We start from the raw sequence: 23780 nt of genomic DNA, 5'->3' as shown, positions 1-23780 counted from the left end.
ATGCACTCAGCTCTATGGGTCAGTAAAACAGGTATGGCGGCACAAGATACCAAGATGACCGCAATTTCTAACAACTTAGCAAACATTAACACGGTTGGTTTTAAACGTGACCGTGTGGTGTTTGAAGACCTATTTTATAGCATTCAGCGTCAACCGGGCGCACCAGTTGATCAGGTGAACCAACTGCCAACAGGGATGCAATTAGGTAGTGGTGTGCGTGTTGTCGGTACGCAAAAAGTATTTACACAAGGCAACACTCAAAACACAGGCCAAGAAATGGATCTGGCAGTTATGGGACAAGGTTTTTTCCAGATAGAAAACTCAGATGGTCAGATTATGTATAGCCGTAATGGCCAGTTCCATGTCAACTCGGAAGGCCTAATGGTGAATAGCCAAGGTTTGCCTCTACAACCGCAAATCCAAATTCCAGATGATGCGATCTCTTTGTCGGTAGGTGTCGATGGCACGGTGACAACTACGACTGCAGCGGATTCAACACCGCAGCAACTAGGGCAGATTACATTAGCAAGATTTATCAATCCAGCAGGTTTGGAAGCGCTAGGTGGCAACCTGTTTCGTGAAACGGATGCCAGTGGTCAGGCTGAAGAATTAATTGCTGGTGAAGATGGTGTAGGCAGCATCAAGCAAGGTGTTCTTGAAGGTTCTAACGTGCAGGTGGTTGAAGAAATGGTTGACATGATTACCACGCAGCGTGCGTATGAAATGAATGCCAAAGTTGTATCAGCGGCTGATGACATGCTGAAGTATGTTTCACAGTCAATATAAGGAATAAGCGATGAAGAGCAGAGTAGTAGCACAGCTTGGATTACTAAGCCTTTTAGTTCTATCGGGTTGTGCAGGGAGAGAAGAGTTTACTCCCCCATCACCTGATAATGAAAAATATGGTCCTCCAACTTTGGATTACTCTCTGCCACAACCAAAATCAGGCAGTCTTTATCGCCATAACTATTCAATGACATTGTTTCAGGATAGACGAGCATACCGTGTCGGTGACGTTTTGACTGTGTTGCTCTCAGAGGAAACGGAATCAAGCAAAAGCGCTGATACGCAATATGGCAAAACAGCTAGTATTGGCTTCGGTGTACCAACCATTGGTAATAAATCTTTTAATGATTTAAGCGCATCGATCGACGGTGATCGCAGTTTTGATGGTACAGCTTCGAGCTCTCAAGGTAACAAATTGCAAGGCGCGATAACGGTAACTGTTGGAGAAGTATTACCTAACGGAGTTCTTCGAATCCGAGGGGAAAAATGGATTCGTTTAAATCAGGGCGATGAATTCATTCGCCTTACCGGAATTGTTCGTGTGGAAGATATTACACGTAGCAATCAGGTCTCTTCTCAACGCATTGGTGATGCGAGTATTACTTATTCTGGTCGTGGTGCACTCGCTGATAGTAATGCTTCAGGGTGGCTGACTCAATTCTTTAATAGCCCATGGATGCCATTCTAATGAAATCACTAAATCTATTTTTTTCCTCGGTAGTGTTAGTACTCACTTTGGGTTCGGTCCCTAATGTTCAGGCAGAAGTTGAAATTGCATTGATGGATCTGGTTGACGTTCAGGGAATTCGTGAAAACCAATTAGTTGGCTACGGTATGGTGGTGGGCTTAGATGGGAACGGTGACCGCAATCAGGTTAAGTTTACTTCTCAGTCTATTACCAACATGTTACGCCAATTCGGGGTACAGCTTGATGAATCTACCGATCCAAAATTGCGTAACGTTGCTTCAGTCAGCGTTACAGCAACAGTGAGTGCAATGGCAGGAGTGGGGCAAACTCTGGATATCGTTGTTGCGTCCATCGGTGATGCAAAGAGTTTACGTGGCGGTACATTATTAATGACACCACTACGTGGTGTTGATGGTGAAGTCTATGCCGTTGCGCAAGGTAATGTTGTGGTCGGTGGCGTATCTGCAGAAGGCCGAAGTGGTTCAAAAATAACAATTAATACAGCGACAACAGGCAGGGTGCCAAATGGGGCAACTCTAGAAAGAGAGATTCCAACGGATTTTAATGAACAGGACAAAATTACATTAAATTTGCGTAAGCCTAACTTCACTACTGCAAAAAACATTGTGCGTGAAATTAATGATACGTTTGGGCCTAAGGTTGCGGTCGCGATTAATAACGCCAAAGTAGAAATGCGTGCACCGAAAGATACTCAACAGCGTGTCACCATGATGTCAATACTGGAAGAAATCAGTGTTTCTGAAGGTCGCAAGCCTGCACGTATTGTTTTCAATTCACGTACAGGTACCGTCGTTATTGGTAAGAATGTAAAAGTGGGCGAAGCCGCAGTTAGCCATGGGAACCTAACAGTAAGCATTAATGAATCTCAACAAGTTAGTCAGCCAAATGCGTTTGCCGGTTCTGGAAATACTGAAGTGGTTCAACAGTCAGACGTAAATATTGATGAAATGAAATCCAATATGATGATTTGGCCTGTCGGTACAGAACTCAATACTATTGTCAGCGCAGTTAATAGCCTTGGTGCAACGCCAACAGACTTAATGTCAATATTACAAGCATTGCATGAGGCTGGAGCATTAAATGCTGAGTTGGTCGTGATATAAGGAAAAACCATGAAGATAGATCTTTCTAATGATAGAACTCAGAGTAGTTCCATTCTCTATCATGACAACAATGTTTTAGCCAATATCAAACAGGCTTCGGATGATAAGGGGGCATTGGAAACAGTGGCTAAGCAATTTGAAGCAATGTTTCTGCAATTGGTATTACGTCAGATGCGTAGCAGTAGTGACGTAATGGCTGACGAAGATAGTCCGTTTTCTAGTAAGCAGCAGGGTGTTTTTCGCGATATGTATGATGGGCAGATGTCTATTGAGATGGCGAAAAAGCAAAGTTCAGGTATCGCGGATATGTTAGTCAAACAATTATCACCTGACAGTAAGGGTTTAGAATCTAATATTGTTGATTTTGCTTCAGCTTCTCAACGCTTGCCCCACAATAACAGCGAACTAGATAAAAATGTTGTTAAACCAGTTAATTTAACGACGGAAGTGGTCGCCTCTAATTTGCAGGGAACAACTGAATTGACAACGACTAATGCTTTTAGTCAGCCATTAATTCGCAAATTGGAGCGTTAACAAATATGAATCTGGTTAATATCGCATTAAGTGGTCTGAATGCTAACCGTGTTGCACTGGATGTCACTGCCCAGAACGTCGCAAACGTAAACACCGCAGGTTATAGTCGTCAACAGGCATTGATGAGTACTCTCGGTGGCTCGCAACATGACAGATTAAGTGCGGGAACGGGCGTTGAAGTAACAAGCATTCGTCGCGTAACAGACCAATTCATTGTTAAACAAACATGGTCTACAGGAAGCGGAGAGTCATATTCATCACGTTATACAGAGAGTTTAAGTTACCTCGAGAATACGTTAGATGCAGATGGTTTTAGCCTGTCCGCTGGTTTGGATAATTTATTCGCAGCTTTGCATGATGCAACCTCAAAACCAGAATCTCTACCGCTACGTCAGCAAATCTTGAATGAAGCAGAGGCGATGTCACGACGCTTTAATACGTTAACTGAGTCACTTTACAACCAACATAAAAACCTCAGCGATCAACGTAATGCCGCTATTGCTGAGGCAAATAGCCTAATGAGCAATATCGCTGATATCAATAAGCAAATTGTCGAAAGTCGAGGGACAGGCGCTAACGCTGCACAGCTGTTAGATACTCGTGATTTGTTAGTTGGGGAGTTGTCAAAGCTGGTGGAAGTAAAAACTACTGAACAAGCTGACGGTAGTATGCAAGTGACATTGAAATCAGGTCAGCCACTAGTCATGGGAAGCGAAGCTGGCTCTCTTACTTCCGTTCCGGATATGAATGATGCTTATATGGCAACTTTGCAAGTTGATTTCGATAAACAAAGCTTTACGGTAACTAGCGATGTGGGTGGTGAGCTGGGCGCAATTAAAGAGTATCAAACTAACATTCTTAAACCTTATATGACTGCAGTAGATGACATGGCTGTATCCATGGCTGATGCATTTAATTCAGAGCTGGCAATGGGGCTGGATCTCAACGGCATCGCAGGTAAGGCTCTGTTTAGTTACGATGCCGCTAACCCGTCTTCAAGTCTGACTATTACTGATATTACGCCTAACGAACTAGGACTGTCTGGTGATGGTAATCCGGGTAACAGTGATAATTTAACCACGCTTATCGACATTAGTAATCGTGCATTTGCCATTACTGGATTTGGTTCCGTGTCATTGAACGATGCATTTACAGGTATGGTTGGTGATGTGGCAATTAAAGCCCGTCAAGCCGATTCTGATTATCAGGCAAAAGTGAGTATGAATAATCAGGCAATTGCGGCCAGAGATAACATTAGTGCAGTCAACAGTGATGAAGAAGCCGCGAATCTCATGAACTTTGCCAATGCTCACAACGCAAATATGAAAGTAATCAGTACCGCGAATCAGTTATTTGATTCAGTGTTACAGCTGTTTTAAGGAATCATCATGAGAATCAGTGATACACAATTTAGTCAAATGATGCTGCAAAGTCTGCAAACTAACAATGCAGGGTTAGGTAAGGTCATGCAGCAAATGGCAACTGGCGATCGAATGACAAAACTGTCCGATGACCCGATGGCATCAATCAAACTTCTGAACTTAGAGCGTCAGGATAGCGCCATTACCCAATATCAAAGCAATATTGCTAATGTAAAAACAACACTGTCAAGTCAAGAGGTCTACTTAAGCTCGGTCAGTGACAGTTTGCAGAATATGCGTGAACGGTTACTTTGGGGTGCAAACGGCACTATGACGACAGATGACCGTGCAGGTGTTATTACTGAATTAGAAAACCTGCGAGCTTCTGTTGCAGCGTCATTTAATGCTCAGGATGAGGAAGGTCATTATCTGTTTTCAGGAACCGCAACCAATGTAGCTTCATTAGACAGCGGTTATAATCTTCAAGGTAACAGTGATAAACGAGTAGTGACGGTTGCAAAAGGTGTAACGATGGAATCGAACATAACTGCTCAGGACATCCTTGATCTTGGTGGTGGTAGTAATATGTTGACTTCGTTGGATGCTTTAATTGCAGAATTTCAGGTTCCAACAGCAAATTTCCGTAATCAGGTTGAAAGTGCTTTAGCGGACTTAGATGCAACGTTTTCCAATGTGCAAGGTGCGATTACTGAGCTGGGAGGACGCCAAAATCAGCTAGACTTATTAGACAGTTCTCATGCTGACAATAAGCTATTTGTGGACAAAGTGACGGATGATTTGTCAGCGTTAGATTATGGTGAAGCTTCCGTTCGCTTGAACAGCTTCATGGCTGCTTTGCAAGCGACGCAAGCCAGTTATGTAAAAATAGATGGCTTATCGCTGTTTGATCGTATTTAGAGGTTTATAAAAATGGGAATGAGCACAGGTGAAGTTCGCCCTCATGGGATTCGGCTAACAGGTCAGGAAAGAACGACTGTTACTCCGTCGCGAGCTTCCGATGCAGGAAAGCTTCCCGCACCTAAAACTTCACGTTACACCGATGCTGGTAACACATCGGTTTATTCTATTTCGGGAGTATTGCTTTCTCAGGGGCAGCAACAGGCGACTGCAGTACAAATAGCTGCAAAATCGTTGCAGTTTGTTGGAAAGGAACTGACAAACATTAAGCGTGATCTGACTCAGGCAATGAATCAGGGAACGGATAATGTCCCGAATCTAAAAGAGAACTTAACTCGTTCTAAAGTGCAGATTGAAGCTGTCTTACAGCAATCCCGTTTTGATGGGAAACGCGTTATCGACAACGAACTTAATCTGAAACTCAATGGTGAAGACGTTCGTCGTTTTTCTATTCCTGGATTGAATATCAATCGCCTACAGAATAAAGCTGAACAGATTCGTTTGGATTTTCCTCAAGGTAGTTCAGTTATGATTCAGTTTGATGGTTCATCAGACGGTCGAAGAACGGTTAAAATGTTAGACCGGAATCTAATTCCAATGGGAATGCGTGCCAGTGTGGCGGAAGATGGAACTATTGTGTTTGAAGCAAAAGAAAATGCTTACAAGCAAATGGAACAGAAAGTCGGGGTTACTGGACAGGGACATCGTTTCCCGGCAGGTCAGGCGAATATGCTGAACTTGAAATCTGAGCCTGATGGTATTGCGGAGTTGCGGTTTGACCTAAGTTCACGAGATGGTATAAAGCAGAGTATCAGTAAGGTTAACAAACACTTGCAAAAAACGCAGACCAGTGTCGAACAGGCTAAACAGTATCAAAGTGATGTCGACACACAGATGCAGTCGATGAGAAACCAACTACATTTACTTTCTGACGAACAAATATCACAGAAACTGGCTCAGTTTAATAAAGTGTCTGAGGATTTCAGCAAAACTTTTCAAGCTTTAAATGTGCAGGCTAATGTTCATCGGCATACAGTTGTTGCGCTGTTAGCGGATATCTATTAAATCACTCCTATTATAAAAATAGCCATGCTTTATATTAAGAAGTTGGCTATTTATCTATTCTAAATAATCCTTTATTTGCACTCTATCCAGCACTCGGGTTGGAAGGAAATAGCCAAAAGACATTACATTTTGTTATGATGGTTTGAACGCTACAAAGTAACTAGTTATCTAAGTTCTCATTGAATTTAGGTTATTGGACAGTTCAAACACGTTTATACCGTTCCAAGTAAAAATATGATCAGGTTAAGTATCGGTGCAGCAATCATTAGGTCCCGAACGCAAACTCGCATCCCTACTATTTTATAAGAAAGCGTCCATGATACTCGGCCGAGCCTTCCTTGGCTCAGAGGGTATGCTTATTAATGCTCAATCACTGAACAATAAATTGTTCAGATTGGTATTACTGATTTATTTGATTTTACTTGGTAAACATAGTGTTATCTTTTTCTGCTAATATGGTATTGAATTCAATTTTGTATAGATGGGTATAAATTCCACTTTTATTATATCTGTTTATAATACTCACGGTTAAAGGCTAGGCTCATGGAAGAGAGTAATACCCGCGTAAGTAGTAAATTCGAAGCAGCGCTTGCGATTATGATTAAGTTTCCAAAGATGGTCTTAATTATCTGTATTATATTGATATTTTCAGCTTCAATAGGCTTGTCGCAGCTTACATTCAAAGGCGAATACAATGTATTCTTTGACCCTTCTAATCCTCAGTTGCAGGCGTTTGAAATAATTCAATCGCGTTTTTCAAAGACAGACAGTATGGCTATAGTCATTGCTCCAAACAGTGGCAACGTATTTACGCCAAACACTCTTAAATTGATAAAGCAGCTAACGGATGCTGCTTGGCAAACGCCTTATTCCAGTAGGGTAGATTCCTTGACCAATTATCAGCATACCGAAGCTACAGAAGATGAACTCTTAGTCGATGATCTTGTTGCTGATTCTTTCGAATTCTCGACTGAAAATATCCATAAAGTCAGATTGATAGCATTAAATGCGCCCGAAACAAAGAACGCAATTGTTTCCTCAAACGGCGATGTGTCGGTTATTAATATTACAGTACAGCTACCAAATAAGAATATGACTGCTGAAATAGTTGAAGTGTATGACTATGTCAGTCAATTCTTGCTGGAATATCAAGAAAAATATCCTGATGTTCACTTTTACAAGGCTGGGCTAGTTGCGATGAATTACTCATTTATTGCGTCGGCCAAAAAGGACATTATGACCTTGGTTCCCATTATGCTATTGGTTATTATGGTTTTTCTAACACTAATGCTTAGATCTGTATTTAGTGTATTTGCCACCATGATCGTGGTTACTAGCTCAGTGACAACTGCCATTGGCCTTGCATCTTGGTGGGGAGTGGCAATGAATATAGCATCGGTAAACATACCAACATTGGTTCTCACCCTTGCTGTTGCAGATTGTGTTCATATTATTGCGACTATGCGCCACCAAATGGCCAAAGGTGAGAGCAAAAGTAAAGCAATTTTATATAGCCTAAAAATTAATTTCGTTCCTGTTATTATCACTTCTTTAACGACAGCCATAGGTTTCTTGATGATGAATATGTCAGATTCACCAGCATTGAGATCTTTTGGTAGTTTAGCGGCATTGGGTGTTATGTTAGCTTGCTTATTTGCTCTAACTTTATTACCAGCGTTACTTAAGTTATTCCCTAATGCTCAGTTGCCACTTCACAATGACGATGCACCAAATTATATGGATAGCTTTAGTGCTTTTGTTGTAGCGAAAAAAAATCTGTTATTGGTAGGATCGGTTGTAATTATCGTTATCTCTGCTTGGCTGATATCACTTAACCGAATTAATGATGAACCAGCGAAATATTTTAGTGAGCAAAGTGAATTTCGCCAAGCTGCAGATTTTATGCAAACACATATCAGTGGTATGGGTTCAGTGAGCATTTCCATTGATAGTAATGAAGAGCACGGTATTGTAGAACCAGAGTTTTTAACAGAAGTTGATTCTTTTACTGAATGGCTAAGAGCTCAGCCAGAAGTCGACCATGTAACATCCCTAACAGACATTTTAAAACGATTAAATATGAACATGCATGGCGATGATCGTTTTCATTATCGCTTACCTGAAAACAAAGAATTGGCCGCTCAATATCTACTGATGTATGAAATGTCATTGCCTTATGGGCTAGATTTGAATAATCAGATTAATATCGATAAGTCGGCATTGAAAATACAAGTGATTACTAAGAATCTTGGCAGTGATGAGTCCATCGCCTTAGAGCAACGTATTTATAATTGGTTTAACCACAATTCTACTTCAAAGGATCCTTATATTGTTCAAGCATCCAGTCCGTTTATGATGTTTGCACATATTGGCGCAACCAACATGAAAAGTATGCTGATTTCATTGCCCGTCAGTTTACTTATGATTTCAGTTTTATTGATGTTATCCCTACGTTCATTTAAGTTAGGTTTGATCAGTATTATTCCCAACATGGTACCGGCGGTCATTGGTTTCGGTATGTGGGCTTTAATTTCCGCGGAAATCAATTTGGCATTATCGGTTGTTGCTTCGCTAACATTAGGAATTGTTGTGGACGATGGTGTCCATTTCCTGGCCAAGTATAAAGCTGCTAGGCAACAAGGTTATGGTCCAGAAGAGGCAATTCGTTATTCATTTCATCATGTCGGACAGGCGTTATGGATTACAACTGTGGTTCTGGTTGCGGGCTTTTCTGTGCTCGCTATGTCCACATTTAGACTAAACTCAGACATGGGTATTCTGAGCAGTCTTATTATATTCTTAGCGTTAGTAATTGATTTCTTGTTTTTACCAAGCCTATTGATTGTTTTCAGTCGCCGTGACTGTACTCATGTGAATACCGATAGCAAATTAAATTAAGTGCTGAATGGCGTAACTCAGAACTATTCAGCCGATATTAAGGGAAAACTCAATGCTAAATGTTTCTTGCTTTGCTAACTCGCGGAAAGTTTGTTTTATGGAAATGAAAATCAAGCTCGTGAGTCTTTTATTGATAGCAGCTATAACGCCTGCTGTTGCCTTGGCCGATTCAATGAAAGGCTTGGAAATTGCGAAGGAGCGAAAAGCGAGAGATATAGGGTGGAATGATTCCACAGCGACAGTCACCATGATTCTTAGAAATTCCCAAGGTGAGCAGAGTATTCGCAAAATGCGTACTATGTCTTTGGAAGTAAAAGAGGACGGGGATAAAGGGTTAACTATTTTTGATGAACCAGGCGATGTAAGAGGTAGTGCTTTTCTCACTTACTCTCATATTAAAGATGCGGATGATCAGTGGCTTTACCTACCAGCCTTGAAAAGGGTTAAACGTATCGCTTCCAAAAATAAATCTGGTCCGTTTATGGGAAGTGAGTTCTCTTACGAAGATCTAAGTTCATTTGAAATTGAAAAATATCAATTTATGTACATCAAAGATGAATCGCTAGAAGGTATAGATTGTTATCTAGTTGAGCAGACACCGGTTGATTCTAATTCGGGATATAAGAGGGAGCTCATCTGGCTAGATAAAGTAGAGTACCGTCCGATGAGAATTGAGTACTACGATCGCAAAAATTCGCTACTTAAAGTGTTGACCTTAACGGATTATACCCTGTATCAAAATAAGTACTGGCGAGCTCATACTTTGGATATGGTTAATAAGCAGAGCGGTAAAAGTACCGAGCTGAAAACAGAAAACATTAGATTTAACACTGGGTTACAAGATAGAGATTTCCATCAAAATGTCCTAACGAGATTGCACTAATGGTTGCGAATCTAATTGTTGTTAATAAGATAATAAATTTTTTTAGGATGCGTTACCATTTCCGTTTCATGTGGATGATAGGCGCATGGTTGTTCTCTTTTTCTGTGTTAGCTCAGAGCAATATTCGTTTTAGCGGACAGTTTAATCTGGAATATAGGTATTTTTTTGTAGATGGAGATGAAAATCAGGACTCTAGCCAGACTTCTGCTTATCTGCTACCCGAATGGAATTGGCGCATTTCAAAAGACTCAAATATTACTTTCATTCCGTTCTATCGATACGATGAAATGGATGATGAAAGAACACACGCAGATATAAGGGAACTCCATTATTTAACTTATTGGGGAGATTACAGTTTAAAAATTGGTCTAGGGAAAGTGTTTTGGGGAGTGGCTGAGTCGGAGCATTTGGTTGATGTTATCAATCAGACTGATGCAGTTGAATCGATAGATGGTGAAGACAAACTCGGTCAACCAATGATCAACTTGACGGTAATAAAAGATTGGGGTGTTACCGAGTGGTTTATTTTACCTTATTTTAGAGAAAGAACTTTTTCAGGTGAGCAAGGGCGGTTAAGGACAGCGGTTCCAATTGACACTAACCATGCACAATATGAGTCTTCTAGTGAAGAGAAGCATGTTGATTACGCATTTCGTTATTCAACAACACTGGGCGATTGGGATATTGGAGTGAGTTATATGGATGGTACAGATCGAGAACCCTATTTTATATGGGATGGAGTAACTCTAGTTCCGTATTATCCACAAATGAAGCATGTAGGACTTGATGTTCAAGGAACAGTTGGAGATTGGCTGTGGAAATTGGAAACAGTGTACAAAAATAGCTCTGACGAATATGTCTCAGGTGTTGGGGGATTCGAATATACCGTTGTTGGTGCTCTTGGGACTATATGGGACATAGGCATGTTAGCTGAATACCTATATGATTCACGTGGTGAGAATTCTTATGCTGTAGGGCAGAATGATTTATTTACGGGCTTTCGATTGGCACTGAATGATGCGGCGAGTAGCGAGTTGCTGTTTGGAATGACACAGGATCTCGATAATAGCTCTAGTCAGTATTACAAACTCGAAGCATCTACCCGTTTAACGAATAGTATAACTATAGCTATTGAGGCTTGGTTTGCTGAGACAAATACCCAGAACGACCCTCTTTATTCTTTGAGAAATGATGATTTTGTCCAAGCATCATTTGACTATTATTTTTAGGTCTGACCCGCTCAAATTTCGTATTCTTAGTGATACCATTCTGGAAAATTTCCTGATCAGTGAATGGGCGTCGATAAGCAAACCCTCCGAGCCATGGATGGCTCTGCGTAGCTTCAGGGACGAATGAATGCGCGTTTGCGTTTGACACCCATTCGCTGCTCGCCGATGCTCAATCTGATCATATTTTTATCTAGGAGGGTATGAGTAGAACAACAGCTTTTTTTATCGTGAAAGACACCAATATAGCTATGCTCAACGTTAAAAGTTGATCGCAAAGTCTGAGATATTTCTATTCGTTTGCTAGAGTCATCGGTATAAAGGGAGCTCACTTATTTTTTTGTCAATAATAGCATTAATTTCCTTATAACTATCACTTTGAGTAGAACCAAGAACTGTATCAAATTCTTTATCTTTTATTGGGGCTGGTAATTCGTTGATATCAGGGAAAAATAGATTCTCTTTAGTCATTTTCGATAGCAAGTTTTGCCCTCCTATTGCGTTGTTTTTATCACTGGTTAGAAAAAGTGAAAAGGCAGCTCCGGCTTTATCTGCCGCCAAATCCGTGAAGTCAAAACCTGACCCTCCTGGGTTAGCGTCATGCAACTCTTTTAGTTCCCCAACGTTTGTACTCAGATGGCTATTTCCTAATATTTCCATAACTGCCGAATATAAAAAGTGAAGAGGTAAGTCGCCTCTTTGGCTTAACGTGGTGATAAGGCGGGGATATTTAGATAATGTGGTTTGTACTTCGGGCGTATTGACATTAATTATCTCTGCAAAACGACGGTTACCAAAAGCAATTGCAATTGACCAAAGTGCTGCTTCATTTTCCGCTCTAGGATCATTGTATTGGCTACGAACTTGAGCATGTCTAAATGCTTGTTCGATAACAATACTTAGAGAAACGGACTTTGAACCTGCTGGCCAGTTAGTTTCTAAAATATGTAGCAGATATTCGTTAATAACGTCTGGTTCTGGGAAGTGTGTATTGGTAGGTTTAAAGTTTTTAGCAATGGAGGCTGCTGTTTTCAAACCCATTGTAACATCAGTTTTGAACTCTGAATTTTTAGTTGCAGTCAATATAACTTGTTGGTCATTTATTTGTATGTTGTTGATTAATTCTTTAATGGTGCTTGAAGCTTGATCGGAAAAGAAAAGATTGATTGAGATATTTATTAATGTATTGATTAGGGTGCCCGGTACTGAGACATCCCCGATAAGGCAGTAATCAATGCTTCCATCTCCGCTACCCGAAATGAGAAAGCAATTAATATTAATATAACCAGTGAACCAACTATTCCCTATGTCGAAGCTCATACTTAACAACCCAATAGAATTGGCGAATCTACCACTTACATTCGTACGGGGGGTCATATGAGATGCAACAGTTAAAACATCATCAATGTTCTGTTGGGTTAGTTTTAGGTTAATATTTTCTTGCGGAGAGAATACGCGTGCCGATATGCTCGCATAGTACTCAACAGCTCTTTTGACTTGTTCTGGAGATGCATTTTGGTCAGGGACCGTTGCTTGTTTAGAAACAGCACAAAAAATGAAATAGACTACAACAATTGGAATCGCTAACTTTATAAGAAGACGAATGTTTTTTTTAAGAAAATTCAAAGTAAATCCCTAAGTTATATTCGGCGTGTAAAGTAAACAAAGTATACGGTTTGTAGGGATTGTATAAATTGTTCCTGCGAGTTAGCAACTAAGCCTATAATAATACCTCTTTTTGGTCGTTTTCCATCCATCGTTGTGTTGATTTTTTAATTAAGTGCGGTATCAATAATTTCAATGGCATTCGTTTTAGATGTCCACGTATATATAGTATCCATACCGCTATATGGTGTCCTGATAATCGATTGTCTGGGAATGACGAAATAAGAGCACGTTTAAAGGCAAAATCATTGATTAACGTTTTGAGATAATTAGGCTTATATTGCTGATAAAAGACTTCTACCTTTTGTGGAATTGAAAGTTGAAAAGTGAGCTGGCAGTAACGAAGTGCATAGTACACAGAACGACCATTACCTATTTGAGTTTGTAGCAACATTATTTTCTCCCAGAACTCGGGCTGTGCTGAAAACTTTGTCAGGAGAATATGTAGGTCATACAAATCCCGCACCCCTTTACTAAAATCACTTTCGTAAAATAGATGTATAGCACAGTGTATAACCATTGCTGCTGGATTAAGTATCTTTCCCGAACTTACCTCGTTGTTTACTATTTCCTGCGTTTGTCTTAGTAATAAGTCAGGACTAGGAGATTCTTTTAGTGTTTTAGGAAGAATATTGAAGTGTAGGTCAAGCTCCGTTCGTCTTTTTAGGTGACGCATAGGGGGTATCTCTTGAGACCATTGTCTATAAAACTTCTGATCATAATCATTGATGTGGGTCTGTAACCATCCTTGTGCATGTAGCGCTTTTTCAACTTTCGGCAATGAACTCTCTGTAACCAGAATGTCAATGTCACTCATTAGTCTTCCGTTAAACTCTGAATATTGGGCAAGGTGGTATGCTGCCCCTTTTAAATAAATCCATTCTATCTTCAGTGAACTGAATAGTTGCTGGAAGTGCCTTTTTTCATACTGCAATCGACTCTGCTGATGGTTATAAACCGTATACGCAGAACTGATATTTTGTCTTATTTTTGAGGGGAGAGTTGACCATAGCCCACAGTTTTCAAAAATGGGCTTTAGCTGAGCTAGCATATTGAAATATCTTGCTTCTGAAATCAGCTTGGACTGCTCTTGTGCAGTTAGATCTGAGAAAGAATGTGGATTTGTGAGGATATCAGTTAGCATAGGCAAGCTTGTCCTCTTTAGCGCTATTTATCACTTCAAGAATTTCTCGTTCGCATAACTGAAAATTATTATATTCGATATAGGACACAGGCGTGAGAGCGACTAACTTTCTGGCACAGGCAAAACCAGCTTTATCGAGCACGTTGAAGTTAAAGCTGTTTCTAATAATTTCGGTTAGAGCAAGAGCCGGCTCAACACTCTCTGAGTAACAGTTTTCGTTTGGGTTATACTTGATAAAAACGATATGCGAAGGTTTTATTGGAGTATTAGAGCCTATTACATTATTTGGAACAGGTTCCAGTAAACTGATGTTTCCTTTTTGTGTATCTTTTATAACCTTGCTAAATTTTTCGTGGCTGAAATAGTCTTTAAGTAACTCAATAGATTGATTTTTCAAACTAATCGGACGTTCTAGACCATATAATTGCATGCTGTCTGGGTCAATCAAAGCTAGTTCATCAGATAAAAGAGTCCATCCTTGTGAAACGAGGTAAGCACATAGTGTACTTTTCCCTGAACCTGAAGGTGCTGAAATGATAACGCCTTGGTCACCTTTCGCTACTGTTGCGGCATGCAATATAAAATATTGGTGTGCTTGACTAGCAATTACCCAGTTCATCCCCCATTCCAACAAAGCATGAGCTTGATTCAGCGGTAAAGGCTTAAATGGTGCGTAATAGTTAAATTTGAATATTGCCTGTGGTTTGTATAAACGACGATACCAACGGCCTTGCATGACTTCGATATAATAATCGACAAAATGTTCTTCTGTAATATCTAACAGGCAGTGCTTGTAATGCTTTTCCAGATAGTAATGGAGTGCAGAGATATCTGAATGAACAGAAAAAATAAAGGGGCCAACAGCAACATGATACTCCTTAATTATTGTCATTCTGTATGTTTTTCCCTTGAATCTCAATTACGTACAAGTTAGCCAACTGCTGAATCATATTCTCAGCTTGAGTAGGGTACATTTTCATAAGTTGACGATAAGAGCATTCCGGCTTTGATTCAAGCAGAGTTAAGTAATGAATAACTGAAGTTTCACAAAGCAGGGTTTCACCATTAACTGGGCAATAAACAACACCTTTATCCTTACTTAAAAACGTAAAGTCTTTAACGGAGAAAGAAGGATGTAGTGAGATATTTGTCTGCTCATCTAACAATATATCTTATCCTCATTAATTCAATTCTAACTATCTTACTTCCATGTCTGACTCAGATTATATCGTAATGATGGAAGAAGGGAGTAAATTGAAGGATCAAAGTTCTTTTCGTGACCATCTTTTGCAATTCTATCCGCCAATGATGAAATTACAGACTTAAATGTATTAAAAATATATACCTGATCAAACGGGTACTCAATGAAGTCAGACGAAAATAGACCGTTCAAATATCCACAGATCAGATTTTTATGAAGTTCTGGCTCATAGATAGAGACATCAAAACAGTGTTTATTATTACTGCTTTGAATGCTGTATTGCGATGAGCCATACACATCACCAGTAACAGGACTAGAGTTATTATATTTTTGAACTCTCAATACTAGCTTGCATGCAGATGCATTTTGTAATGCTTCGCAGGCTAATGGATTATCACTTTTTCTAATAGTATTGGTTAATATTTTATAACTCCAACCACTTTCGTTACACGAGTTCAAGCTACAAAGCTCACCACCGAACATGTCTAAAAAGTGTGTATTGGATTTAATGCCACAAGCAGTTAACGCATTTTTAAGAAATGAATCATTGCCGTTTATAATTTCTCCCCACGTAGTAGGGTTTATTGCTGCAATGGTAGCAAGCTCAGACGAAGTGGATGTGTTGCCTGAAACAGCAGCACTACTATTCGTTAAATTATCTGCGGCCCATGCGACAGGACTTTTAACTGACATTAATAAAGGAGAGGCGGCGATACCTGATTGGATAAATCGACGTCTGGAAAAACGAGAACTTTGAGAGTTTTCATTTTCTTTGAGAGCCGATAACTCATGCAATTTATCATCCGTTTTTTTACTTTGAGATGGTTGAGTATCCATAAGGGCTTTCCTGTTCCTTGTATTAGTTCAACTGAGGCACTTAGCTTTGCATTGGCTTCATGTATTTTTCTTTAACGCATACTTATCCATTAATGAATATAGCGTGGGTCTGGTAATTCCTAACAAGTTAGCCGTATTTGACATATTTCCATCCATAATGGCAATTGCTTGGCTAATTGCCCATTTCTCGGCATCTTCTCTGACTTTTTTTAGGTTTAGATCCAGAGTAATCGCATTGTTATCCAATTTTAACGCGAGATCCTGCGCAGTTATTTGTTTTCCATCGGACATAATACTCGCCGCTTTTACTTTATTTTGCAGTTCACGTACGTTACCTGGCCACGGATAGTTAATTAGGGCTTCAACGGCTTCATCATTAAATCCATTAATTTGTTTACCAATAAGTTGGCATTGATTCTGCAAAATAGCACGTGCAATTAATATAATATCACCATCACGCTCACGTAGTGGTGGAATTTGTATGGTAATCTCACTTATGCGATAAAATAAATCTTCACGAAATAATTTATCACTGACCATATGCTCTAAATTTTGATGTGTTGCACATATAATACGGATATCGACAGGGATATCTTCTCGACCACCAACACGCGTAACTACTTTTTCTTGTAAAAAACGTAGCATCTTGGCCTGAAGGGATAAAGGCATATCGCCGATTTCATCTAGAAAAAGCGTTCCACCTTCTGCGCTTTCTACTTTACCTTTTGTTGTTTTTTGTGCTCCGGTAAAGGCTCCTTTTTCGTAGCCAAATAATTCGCTTTCTAGAAGGGTTTCAGGAATAGAAGCACAGTTGATAGCAACAAAGGGCTGAGTTTTTCTCATACTCAAATTGTGAATTGAGTGAGCAATGACTTCTTTCCCTGTGCCGCTTTCTCCTAACAGTAACGCACTGATATTAGTAGGAGCAATACGTTCTACTAAACGGCAAACATGTTGAACCTTAGGGCTGTTTCCGATAAACCCATTACCATTTAAAGAAAATTGTTTGAGTTGCTCATTTTCGAGTTCAAGGTTTGCAATCAGGAAGGCACGGTTGACAATAACTGTAAGGATATCGTCGTCAATGGGTTTATAGTAGAAATCATGGGCACCCATTTCTATTGCTTTTAATGCAATATCTTTGTCGTCATTTCCGGTAATGACGATAACTTTGGACCTTGGCATAAGAGTGAGGATCTCTTTTAATGTAGCAAGACCCTCACTTGCGTTGTCTGGGTCTGGCGGTAAGCCAAGATCTAATGTAATTACTTTAGGTTCATGACGACGCAATGCATTAATGGCTGAATTACAGTCATAGGCTTGAACTACGTTATAGTCTGAAAAAGTCCATTTCAACTGCTTTTGGATGCCAATGTCATCTTCGATGACTAGTAGTGTTTCCTTCACTCGTTTACCTTATTCTATTTAGAGTTATTGGTTAATCTAATATTGGCTTATGCTCTAAGCCACATGATGCAAAATAAGCTATGTCTAACTTGGAATGGGGATGCGCATGGTAAAGCATGATCCTTTACCGGGTTCAGATTGCACATCAATATAACCCTGTAACTGTTCAATTAACCTTTTTGCGTCGTACGCCCCAATACCCATCCCAGAATTCCCTTTAGTTGTATCAAAAGGCTTAAATAGTCGTTCTTCGATAAATTCGGCACTCATTCCTATACCATTATCGGTAATCTTAATAGTGCAATATTTCTCATCTTTAGTTGCTTCAACGAATACAGATCCTTCTGCGCTAGTTGCCTCCTGTGCATTTTGGATAATATGAGAAAGAACATTACTAAAACGCTCTTTATCTGCCGTAATGAAGATAGGTTCTAGACAATGTGAAACATATTCTGGTACAGGCTTGTTTGCCCTTCTACTATTGCACACGGATTGAATGACAGAGTCTATTGAGAAAGTTTCGTTGGCAGTGATGCTCTCTTGCTGATTTTTCCTTCTTAGATGTTCTACCACTTTTGTCAAACGTGTTATTGCTGAGTCTATAGTTTCAAATGCATCGTCGATAAACTCAGGATTATCTCGGTGCTGTTTTCCATTTTTTGCCAGTAATTGCAGTTGAGCCAAAACATTTTTTAGGTCATGAGCCAAAAATGCAGACATACGGTTGAATGTGTCAAATTGTTGGTTTTCTGAAATAATTTTATTGGTCTGATATAGGTTAAGATAGACCGATAACTGAGTACTGATCGCCCACATAAGATCTCGGTCTTCCCAGTTCAATGATTGAGTTGAATGCGGGTTTGAAATTAAGCAGGCGCATTGAAATCCATTATCATTGGTTATCGGAACAACAAAGCTGAAACTGGTTATTCTTTTTATTTGTTCTGGTTCGACGATAAACGGAGTTTCATCACTGCCGTTAATCAACTCTTCGATATCAATAATCCATTGGTGGCGAATAGAGGCTTCAACCAGAGTTTTCAGTACTGATTCCGGGTCAGGATAACCCTCATCAAGATTATAATAGGCATAATGTTTTATTTTGTCTGCTTCCAGCGCCACCAACATTCCTTTTTCACAATCAAAGGGTTGTATTATCGCTTGCAGTGCAACCTTATAAGGTGACTCTTGTTTGTTTTCCAATACAGATGCAAAACGCATCCATTCTTGGCGATACTCATATTTGTTGGCATAAAAATGCTTGGTGATAAACACTTTCAGCTGTCGCCGGAGTGAATCTGAAATAAAGAGACTAGCGAAAAGTAGGCCGCTTAGCGCAAAAAAAATGTTTCTTGCCATGCTGCCCCAATCGCCACCGATATAACGAATATAGTATCCGGTGGCGGCCATGATTAGCAGGTAAATGCCAGCTACAACCAATAAAGTACTATGATAGACCACATCTCGGGAAACATAGACACGGGTTGCCCAGTTGGTCACCCGGCGTGATGAAATTAAAATCAGTGGTTGAGTTAATATCATTACCCAACCACGACCAAACCAGAAGGCTGGGTCAAGGGTATTGGTTAATACGCCATTAGCGTAAAGGGCGAAATCGTAGGCAAACATCAGACCTAGACCAAGACATAATGGTTTCACTGTCCAACGCCCATGTTTCTCTGTTCGGCGGTACAGTTGTTCTACTAACCATAGTCCAACAGCTGACTGAATAAGGTGTAACATCATTATACGACCGAGGGTAAGCCAAGGCAGAATGATACTAATCAGCTCAGCTAGCGAAGCGCACAGAAGCGCAAAAATAACCCAACGTGGCTTTTGATTAACCCATATAATGGTTTTTATAGATTGGCAGTCAGCCAGTGTACTGAATAATAGTAAAAGCCAACTACAGTTTCGAATGGATTCAGTAATCAGTAACCAGTGCAGAGGAAGGGCATAATAAATCACTCCGGCAGAGGCTCCTGCCCATAGACTACTCGTGATAGTCGAAATAATGAGGAGAGTACGCTGAAGACGCTGAGTACGAGTGGTTAGCAGCAACAAAAATAGAACAAAAAATCCCACGGCGGTTAGTGTATAGCCGATAAGACCAAACCATGTATTCAAATCTCTATCCTTAACTCAGAATCCTTATTTATTCTACTAACATAGCAGTACCTATCACTTTTTGTACTGCTATGGATCGATAAATTGAAATAAGAAAAGCTGCTTCTTTTTACAAAGAAGCAGCGTGTGGGTGATGAAATCTATTTGACCTAATTATTAGCTATTTTGTTGGCTTTTACGACGGGACTGAAAACCAGCGAAACCTAGGAAAGCAAGACCCATAAGGCTAAGCATTCCAGGTTCAGGTACAACACCCACAAACACATTACCATCGTTAAATGTTACAAAACCGGCAAAAGAAGGTGTATTGATAGCTGATTGTGCGCTACCTGCTGGCAATCCAGTGATACTGTCAAGTTCATCCAGAATATTAAGTCCTGTACCAGCCAAGTCACTGCTGTTTTGCTCAACAGTTAGGAGATTGTTTGTTGCGCGTTGTATCTGTGAACCAGCTTCCATATAGTATGGGCTATCTTCTCCGATAAGATCGGCTAAATCTATCCAGTCTACACCGTCCCAGATATAAAAATAGTCTTCTGCTACGTACGTAATCTCAAATTGAAACCGCAAACTGCCACTAATAGTGCCTCCTACAGGATCCAATGCGACGTTAGTGCTATCCCCGTAAATGAGCGTTAATGTCATTATTAGATTATCAGATGCGTCATACCAATTCATTGTAGAGCCTGCGTCAAACGACGCATTAGAACCTGATGCCTCACCTGTTAGTGTTGCTTTAGCGTACATACCTTTTAGCGCACTATCATCTGTTGAATACAAAAAGCCGTAATCAGTAAAATGTGTGGCATCGCTAAATGATACATAAGTGAAGCTGTCATAATCCATATTTAGAAGCATGACTGCGTTAGATGTATCACCATCACCATCAGGATCTATGCCCCATATCTGATCCTGAAGGGTCATATAACCAGCATAAGCTTGCCCAGTCAAAAGCAACGAGAAACAGAGTACGAATAATTTGGTGACCTTGCTTAAAAATTTCATCCTTTTATCCTCTTAAAGGTACGATTTCATCATCGGTTGGATATTATGCAATGGCTATGCCGATAAATTATTTAGATTATAAATCATGTAGTTATTTACACTTAATTCTGTTGAGCGACATATTTTTGTAGAAGTGTAAAAAATACTGTCATTCCTCTAACAAATATTCAGTTAATTAGAGTTAATGTATAACTGTTTAAATTTGCATGTCATGTAACTGCTTGAAAATAATATAAAAATATTTTTCTTAAAAAATGATTTAGAAAATTTTCAAGTGTAAAAAATAATGACAGTTGCTCAATAGGTATTAAATTGTAGACTTATGTACGCCGTCTATAGAAAACTCTTGAGTAATATTCAGTTATTAATTATTGTTTTTTATTAAAAAGTGTTCGGATTATAAAAATTGCATTATGTCTATTTTGCTATAGTAAATATTTAGGATTATTTTTATCAATAGTAACAATTATAAATCAATATATTGAGGCGCTTCCCCCTTAGTATAAGGGCAATTTTTCTATTCAGGAGATTTCTCATGGAGCAAGAGAAGAGCAGTTCACAAAAACTTAATGGAAAAACAGTACCAGTGGAAAGAAGAAAAGAAGTGCGTTTATCTAAAGATGAGAATAAGGGTGCTCCAGAAATATGTGCGGTAACCTATAAAATAGCTGATGGAAAAGAAGCTCTAGAACAAGCTTTTTCACTCGTTTGGAAAAATTATGTGGAAACAGGACTGCAACGTGATGATCACGAGGGGATCCGTTTCACTAAGTACCATATGCTACCGGATACTCGTGTTTTCGTTGCTTGTTATCACAAGGCTCTGTCTGATCAAACTCCGGAAAAATTTGACGGTAAGGGGCAGATTGTAGGTACAGTTACTTTAGTTCTGGATAGTCCTATGGGACTGCCAATGGAAGAATTTTGCGCTAGTGAAGTCGCTAAGCTACGGGCTGAAGGTCGTAGAATGGCTGAAGTCATTGCTTTTTCAGTAAACCCTAAGTACACAAAATACAAAGTTTTTTTACATATGTTTAAGCTCTTGTTCCAGTTTGCTGCGATGAAGGAGGTCACGGATCTATGTTGTTCCGTCACTGAAAGGCATATTAAATTTTATCGTAAGGTATGTCTTTTTGAACCAATGGGAGAACTGCTTCCTTATTCAGCAGCATACAAATTAAAAGTTCAAGGGCACCGATTGAATATTGAAGAAGCGCAAAAAAAAGCAGAAAATTTCTATTCAGGGAAAGAATTTGATGCGGATCTACATCGTTTTTTCTTCACAGAAGGCTTTAATCGAAATAAAGGGGAAGGGGAGCCTCTATCTGAGGAATTGTTACATTATTTTCTCAAAGAACGCTCTGATTTTCTCGTCAATGTACCTGAAGATGATCTTTGTACTCTAAGGGCTGAATATGACCGGGTTGGGAAGTGTTTTCCATTCTAGACAAAAATTCAATTAACGAATGAGTTTAATCGAAGATGTTAACTTTCAACCAAAAAGGTATGTAACCATGGACCGCGAAGAATATTATAGATTGGCCGTGACACGCAACATTGGGTTAGTTACAGAGGAAGAACAGAACAAACTGCGCAGGTCACGTGTTGCGGTCGCAGGGTGTGGTGGATTAGGTGGACGAGAACTAATAGATTTAGTGCGTGTGGGTATTGGGGCATTCAATATCGCAGACTTTGATGAGTTTAGCATTAAAAATATTAACCGCCAGATAGGAGCAACTTCGTCTACGATTGATAAGCCTAAAGTTGAAGTCATGTCGGCGATGGCAAAGGATATTCATCCTGATGTGGATATCACGATGTTTACTAACGGCATTCAACCAGAGAATGTAGATGAATTTGTAAGTCAGTCGGATGTCATTGTTGATGCAATAGATTTTTTTTCAATGCAAGCTCGTTTATTACTTTATCGCACAGCTAGAAAACATGGTAAGCCTGTTGTTTTCGCAGCTCCACTTGGTTTTTCAGGTACTTTAAATGTGTTTATGCCAGATGGAATGAGTTTTGAAGAATATTTTGATATTCATGATGGCATGGATTTATTTGATCAGCTTATTGCTTTTACTGTAGGCGTTGCACCATGGGGTACACACTGGAAATATATGGATACGAACAAGGTAGATTCTTCTGACCATGCAGGTCCTTCTCTAGCTTGTGCTTGTAATATTGCTACAGGATTACTAACTTCGGAAGTAGTAATTATATTGCTCAACAAACGCCAACCTATGGCTGCACCTTACTACATGCAGTTTGATCCCTTTCGATGTCTTTACCGAAAAGGAAAATTACGTTGGGGAAATCGTGGCCCACTACAGCGGATTAAGCGTATATTGGCGGCAAGAAAATTTGCTAGCCAAAGACACCTATTACAAGAGCCTTCTTCTTAATTCAAATTATACTTTTTTCTCAATTATAATCTAATCGTTTGCAAGATTATGGGAACCTTATAATGGTGTCGTTAACTCTTATCTGAGTTCGGAAGTAATGCGAGCGTAAAACGGTTTTTTGGTAGTTTGTCTAGCACAAACATGACCAAGGAACCTAGTATTACCCCAAGTAAATTGGCTAAAAAGTCTTCTAATGACGGTTCTCTCTGTGGTACCCAAGTTTGAAGAATCTCAAGAATCATCCCATAAATTAGGAGTATTGCTCTAATACTCTTAAGTCTTTTCATTCCAAATCCCGTTACTGCCAGAATGTAAAATAGAGCGTAGGCTCCGGTATGAGCCAATTTATCCAGATTTGAAATGCCAAAAGTGTTGAGATCAGGGACTACAGAGTCAGATGAAGAGTCACTGGATAATGTCACATAAGCGATCAGTAGTGTGTAGAGACTGAGTAAACTGATTTTTAGTCGATGCATACATTTTTTCCCAGCAATGGTACCTCCTAT

21 protein-coding genes are annotated in these 23780 nt (G+C 39.7%); 12 read left to right on the top strand and 9 right to left on the bottom strand.

Going from position 1 to position 23780, the window contains the following annotated elements; all coding sequences use genetic code 11:
* The 10 genes from flgG (at position 1) to G5S32_RS15035 (ending at position 11486) form a co-directional block, all read left to right on the top strand.
* Entirely contained in the window at positions 1–786 is a 786-nt protein-coding gene (gene flgG, locus G5S32_RS15080) for a flagellar basal-body rod protein FlgG (RefSeq protein WP_165312862.1), read from the top strand.
* 10 nt (positions 787–796) lie between these two features.
* The gene (gene flgH / locus G5S32_RS15075) at positions 797–1474 is read left to right on the top strand and encodes a flagellar basal body L-ring protein FlgH (RefSeq protein WP_165312861.1); all 678 of its coding nucleotides are present in this window, start codon (positions 797–799) and stop codon (positions 1472–1474) included.
* Positions 1474–2598 carry a flagellar basal body P-ring protein FlgI gene (locus G5S32_RS15070; protein WP_165312860.1) on the top strand — a complete coding sequence of 375 codons (1125 nt, stop codon included), beginning with the start codon at positions 1474–1476 and terminating at the stop codon, positions 2596–2598. The genes flgH and G5S32_RS15070 overlap by 1 nt, the downstream gene beginning before the upstream one ends.
* Positions 2599–2607: 9 nt before the next feature.
* Positions 2608–3132, top strand: a complete 525-nt coding sequence (locus tag G5S32_RS15065; RefSeq protein WP_165312859.1) for a rod-binding protein — start codon at positions 2608–2610, stop codon at positions 3130–3132.
* A 5-nt stretch (positions 3133–3137) separates the two neighbouring features.
* Positions 3138–4511: a flagellar hook-associated protein FlgK gene (gene flgK / locus G5S32_RS15060; protein ID WP_165312858.1), complete on the top strand. Its 1374-nt coding sequence runs from the start codon at positions 3138–3140 to the stop codon at positions 4509–4511.
* Positions 4512–4520: 9 nt separating this feature from the next.
* Positions 4521–5411, top strand: a complete 891-nt coding sequence (gene flgL, locus G5S32_RS15055) for a flagellar hook-associated protein FlgL (RefSeq protein ID WP_165312857.1) — start codon at positions 4521–4523, stop codon at positions 5409–5411.
* A 12-nt stretch (positions 5412–5423) separates the two neighbouring features.
* Positions 5424–6476: a flagellin gene (locus G5S32_RS15050; RefSeq protein ID WP_165312856.1), complete on the top strand. Its 1053-nt coding sequence runs from the start codon at positions 5424–5426 to the stop codon at positions 6474–6476.
* Between the two features lie 543 nt (positions 6477–7019).
* Positions 7020–9374, top strand: coding sequence for an efflux RND transporter permease subunit (locus tag G5S32_RS15045; protein ID WP_246201152.1), 2355 nt, complete (start codon positions 7020–7022; stop codon positions 9372–9374).
* A gap of 97 nt (positions 9375–9471) precedes the next feature.
* Positions 9472–10257 carry an outer membrane lipoprotein-sorting protein gene (locus G5S32_RS15040; RefSeq protein WP_425509216.1) on the top strand — a complete coding sequence of 262 codons (786 nt, stop codon included), beginning with the start codon at positions 9472–9474 and terminating at the stop codon, positions 10255–10257.
* 68 nt (positions 10258–10325) lie between these two features.
* Positions 10326–11486, top strand: coding sequence for a hypothetical protein (locus G5S32_RS15035; RefSeq protein WP_165314161.1), 1161 nt, complete (start codon positions 10326–10328; stop codon positions 11484–11486).
* 306 nt (positions 11487–11792) lie between these two features.
* Here G5S32_RS15035 and G5S32_RS15030 read toward each other — a convergent pair whose 3' ends face one another.
* From G5S32_RS15030 to G5S32_RS14995, 8 genes are all read right to left on the bottom strand, one after another.
* Positions 11793–13109 carry a YfiM family lipoprotein gene (locus tag G5S32_RS15030; protein WP_165312855.1) on the bottom strand — a complete coding sequence of 439 codons (1317 nt, stop codon included), beginning with the start codon at positions 13107–13109 and terminating at the stop codon, positions 11793–11795.
* A 94-nt stretch (positions 13110–13203) separates the two neighbouring features.
* Positions 13204–14292, bottom strand: a complete 1089-nt coding sequence (locus G5S32_RS15025) for a nucleotidyltransferase family protein (protein WP_165312854.1) — start codon at positions 14290–14292, stop codon at positions 13204–13206.
* Positions 14282–15184: an HprK-related kinase A gene (locus tag G5S32_RS15020; protein WP_165312853.1), complete on the bottom strand. Its 903-nt coding sequence runs from the start codon at positions 15182–15184 to the stop codon at positions 14282–14284. The genes G5S32_RS15025 and G5S32_RS15020 overlap by 11 nt, the downstream gene beginning before the upstream one ends.
* Positions 15171–15458 (bottom strand): hypothetical protein, encoded by a 288-nt coding sequence (locus G5S32_RS15015; protein ID WP_165312852.1) that lies wholly within the window; start codon positions 15456–15458, stop codon positions 15171–15173. The genes G5S32_RS15020 and G5S32_RS15015 overlap by 14 nt, the downstream gene beginning before the upstream one ends.
* Positions 15459–15493: 35 nt before the next feature.
* A complete protein-coding gene (locus G5S32_RS15010; protein ID WP_165312851.1) occupies positions 15494–16330 on the bottom strand; it encodes a hypothetical protein in 837 nt (278 codons plus the stop codon).
* 57 nt (positions 16331–16387) lie between these two features.
* Positions 16388–17737 carry a PEP-CTERM-box response regulator transcription factor gene (gene prsR, locus G5S32_RS15005; RefSeq protein ID WP_165312850.1) on the bottom strand — a complete coding sequence of 450 codons (1350 nt, stop codon included), beginning with the start codon at positions 17735–17737 and terminating at the stop codon, positions 16388–16390.
* 84 nt (positions 17738–17821) lie between these two features.
* Positions 17822–19864: an XrtA/PEP-CTERM system histidine kinase PrsK gene (gene prsK / locus G5S32_RS15000; RefSeq protein ID WP_165312849.1), complete on the bottom strand. Its 2043-nt coding sequence runs from the start codon at positions 19862–19864 to the stop codon at positions 17822–17824.
* A gap of 156 nt (positions 19865–20020) precedes the next feature.
* Positions 20021–20869 carry a PEP-CTERM sorting domain-containing protein gene (locus G5S32_RS14995; RefSeq protein WP_165312848.1) on the bottom strand — a complete coding sequence of 283 codons (849 nt, stop codon included), beginning with the start codon at positions 20867–20869 and terminating at the stop codon, positions 20021–20023.
* A gap of 535 nt (positions 20870–21404) precedes the next feature.
* Here G5S32_RS14995 and G5S32_RS14990 point away from each other — a divergent pair.
* Entirely contained in the window at positions 21405–22316 is a 912-nt protein-coding gene (locus tag G5S32_RS14990) for an N-acyl amino acid synthase FeeM domain-containing protein (protein ID WP_165312847.1), read from the top strand.
* Positions 22317–22383: 67 nt separating this feature from the next.
* Complete coding sequence (locus G5S32_RS14985) at positions 22384–23274, top strand: ThiF family adenylyltransferase (protein WP_165312846.1); 891 nt, start codon at positions 22384–22386, stop codon at positions 23272–23274.
* Between the two features lie 71 nt (positions 23275–23345).
* Here the strand turns inward: G5S32_RS14985 and G5S32_RS14980 are convergent, their stop codons facing one another.
* Positions 23346–23750: a VanZ family protein gene (locus G5S32_RS14980; protein WP_165312845.1), complete on the bottom strand. Its 405-nt coding sequence runs from the start codon at positions 23748–23750 to the stop codon at positions 23346–23348.
* Positions 23751–23780 lie beyond the last annotated feature (30 nt).

The sequence above is a fragment of the Vibrio ziniensis genome (genome assembly GCF_011064285.1).
Classification (GTDB): domain Bacteria; phylum Pseudomonadota; class Gammaproteobacteria; order Enterobacterales; family Vibrionaceae; genus Vibrio; species Vibrio ziniensis.
Note: the sequence above shows the minus strand (reverse complement) of the source record. Positions and strands in the feature narration are given on the sequence as shown.

Coding starts and splice junctions, on each gene's coding strand:
- flgG (WP_165312862.1), top strand. CDS start 1: ATGCACTCAGCTCTATGGGTCAGTAAAACAGGTATGGCGGCACAAGAT.
- flgH (WP_165312861.1), top strand. CDS start 797: ATGAAGAGCAGAGTAGTAGCACAGCTTGGATTACTAAGCCTTTTAGTT.
- G5S32_RS15070 (WP_165312860.1), top strand. CDS start 1,474: ATGAAATCACTAAATCTATTTTTTTCCTCGGTAGTGTTAGTACTCACT.
- G5S32_RS15065 (WP_165312859.1), top strand. CDS start 2,608: ATGAAGATAGATCTTTCTAATGATAGAACTCAGAGTAGTTCCATTCTC.
- flgK (WP_165312858.1), top strand. CDS start 3,138: ATGAATCTGGTTAATATCGCATTAAGTGGTCTGAATGCTAACCGTGTT.
- flgL (WP_165312857.1), top strand. CDS start 4,521: ATGAGAATCAGTGATACACAATTTAGTCAAATGATGCTGCAAAGTCTG.
- G5S32_RS15050 (WP_165312856.1), top strand. CDS start 5,424: ATGGGAATGAGCACAGGTGAAGTTCGCCCTCATGGGATTCGGCTAACA.
- G5S32_RS15045 (WP_246201152.1), top strand. CDS start 7,020: ATGGAAGAGAGTAATACCCGCGTAAGTAGTAAATTCGAAGCAGCGCTT.
- G5S32_RS15040 (WP_425509216.1), top strand. CDS start 9,472: ATGGAAATGAAAATCAAGCTCGTGAGTCTTTTATTGATAGCAGCTATA.
- G5S32_RS15035 (WP_165314161.1), top strand. CDS start 10,326: ATGTGGATGATAGGCGCATGGTTGTTCTCTTTTTCTGTGTTAGCTCAG.
- G5S32_RS15025 (WP_165312854.1), bottom strand. CDS start 14,292: ATGCTAACTGATATCCTCACAAATCCACATTCTTTCTCAGATCTAACT.
- G5S32_RS15020 (WP_165312853.1), bottom strand. CDS start 15,184: ATGACAATAATTAAGGAGTATCATGTTGCTGTTGGCCCCTTTATTTTT.
- G5S32_RS15010 (WP_165312851.1), bottom strand. CDS start 16,330: ATGGATACTCAACCATCTCAAAGTAAAAAAACGGATGATAAATTGCAT.
- G5S32_RS14995 (WP_165312848.1), bottom strand. CDS start 20,869: ATGAAATTTTTAAGCAAGGTCACCAAATTATTCGTACTCTGTTTCTCG.
- G5S32_RS14990 (WP_165312847.1), top strand. CDS start 21,405: ATGGAGCAAGAGAAGAGCAGTTCACAAAAACTTAATGGAAAAACAGTA.
- G5S32_RS14985 (WP_165312846.1), top strand. CDS start 22,384: ATGGACCGCGAAGAATATTATAGATTGGCCGTGACACGCAACATTGGG.
- G5S32_RS14980 (WP_165312845.1), bottom strand. CDS start 23,750: ATGCATCGACTAAAAATCAGTTTACTCAGTCTCTACACACTACTGATC.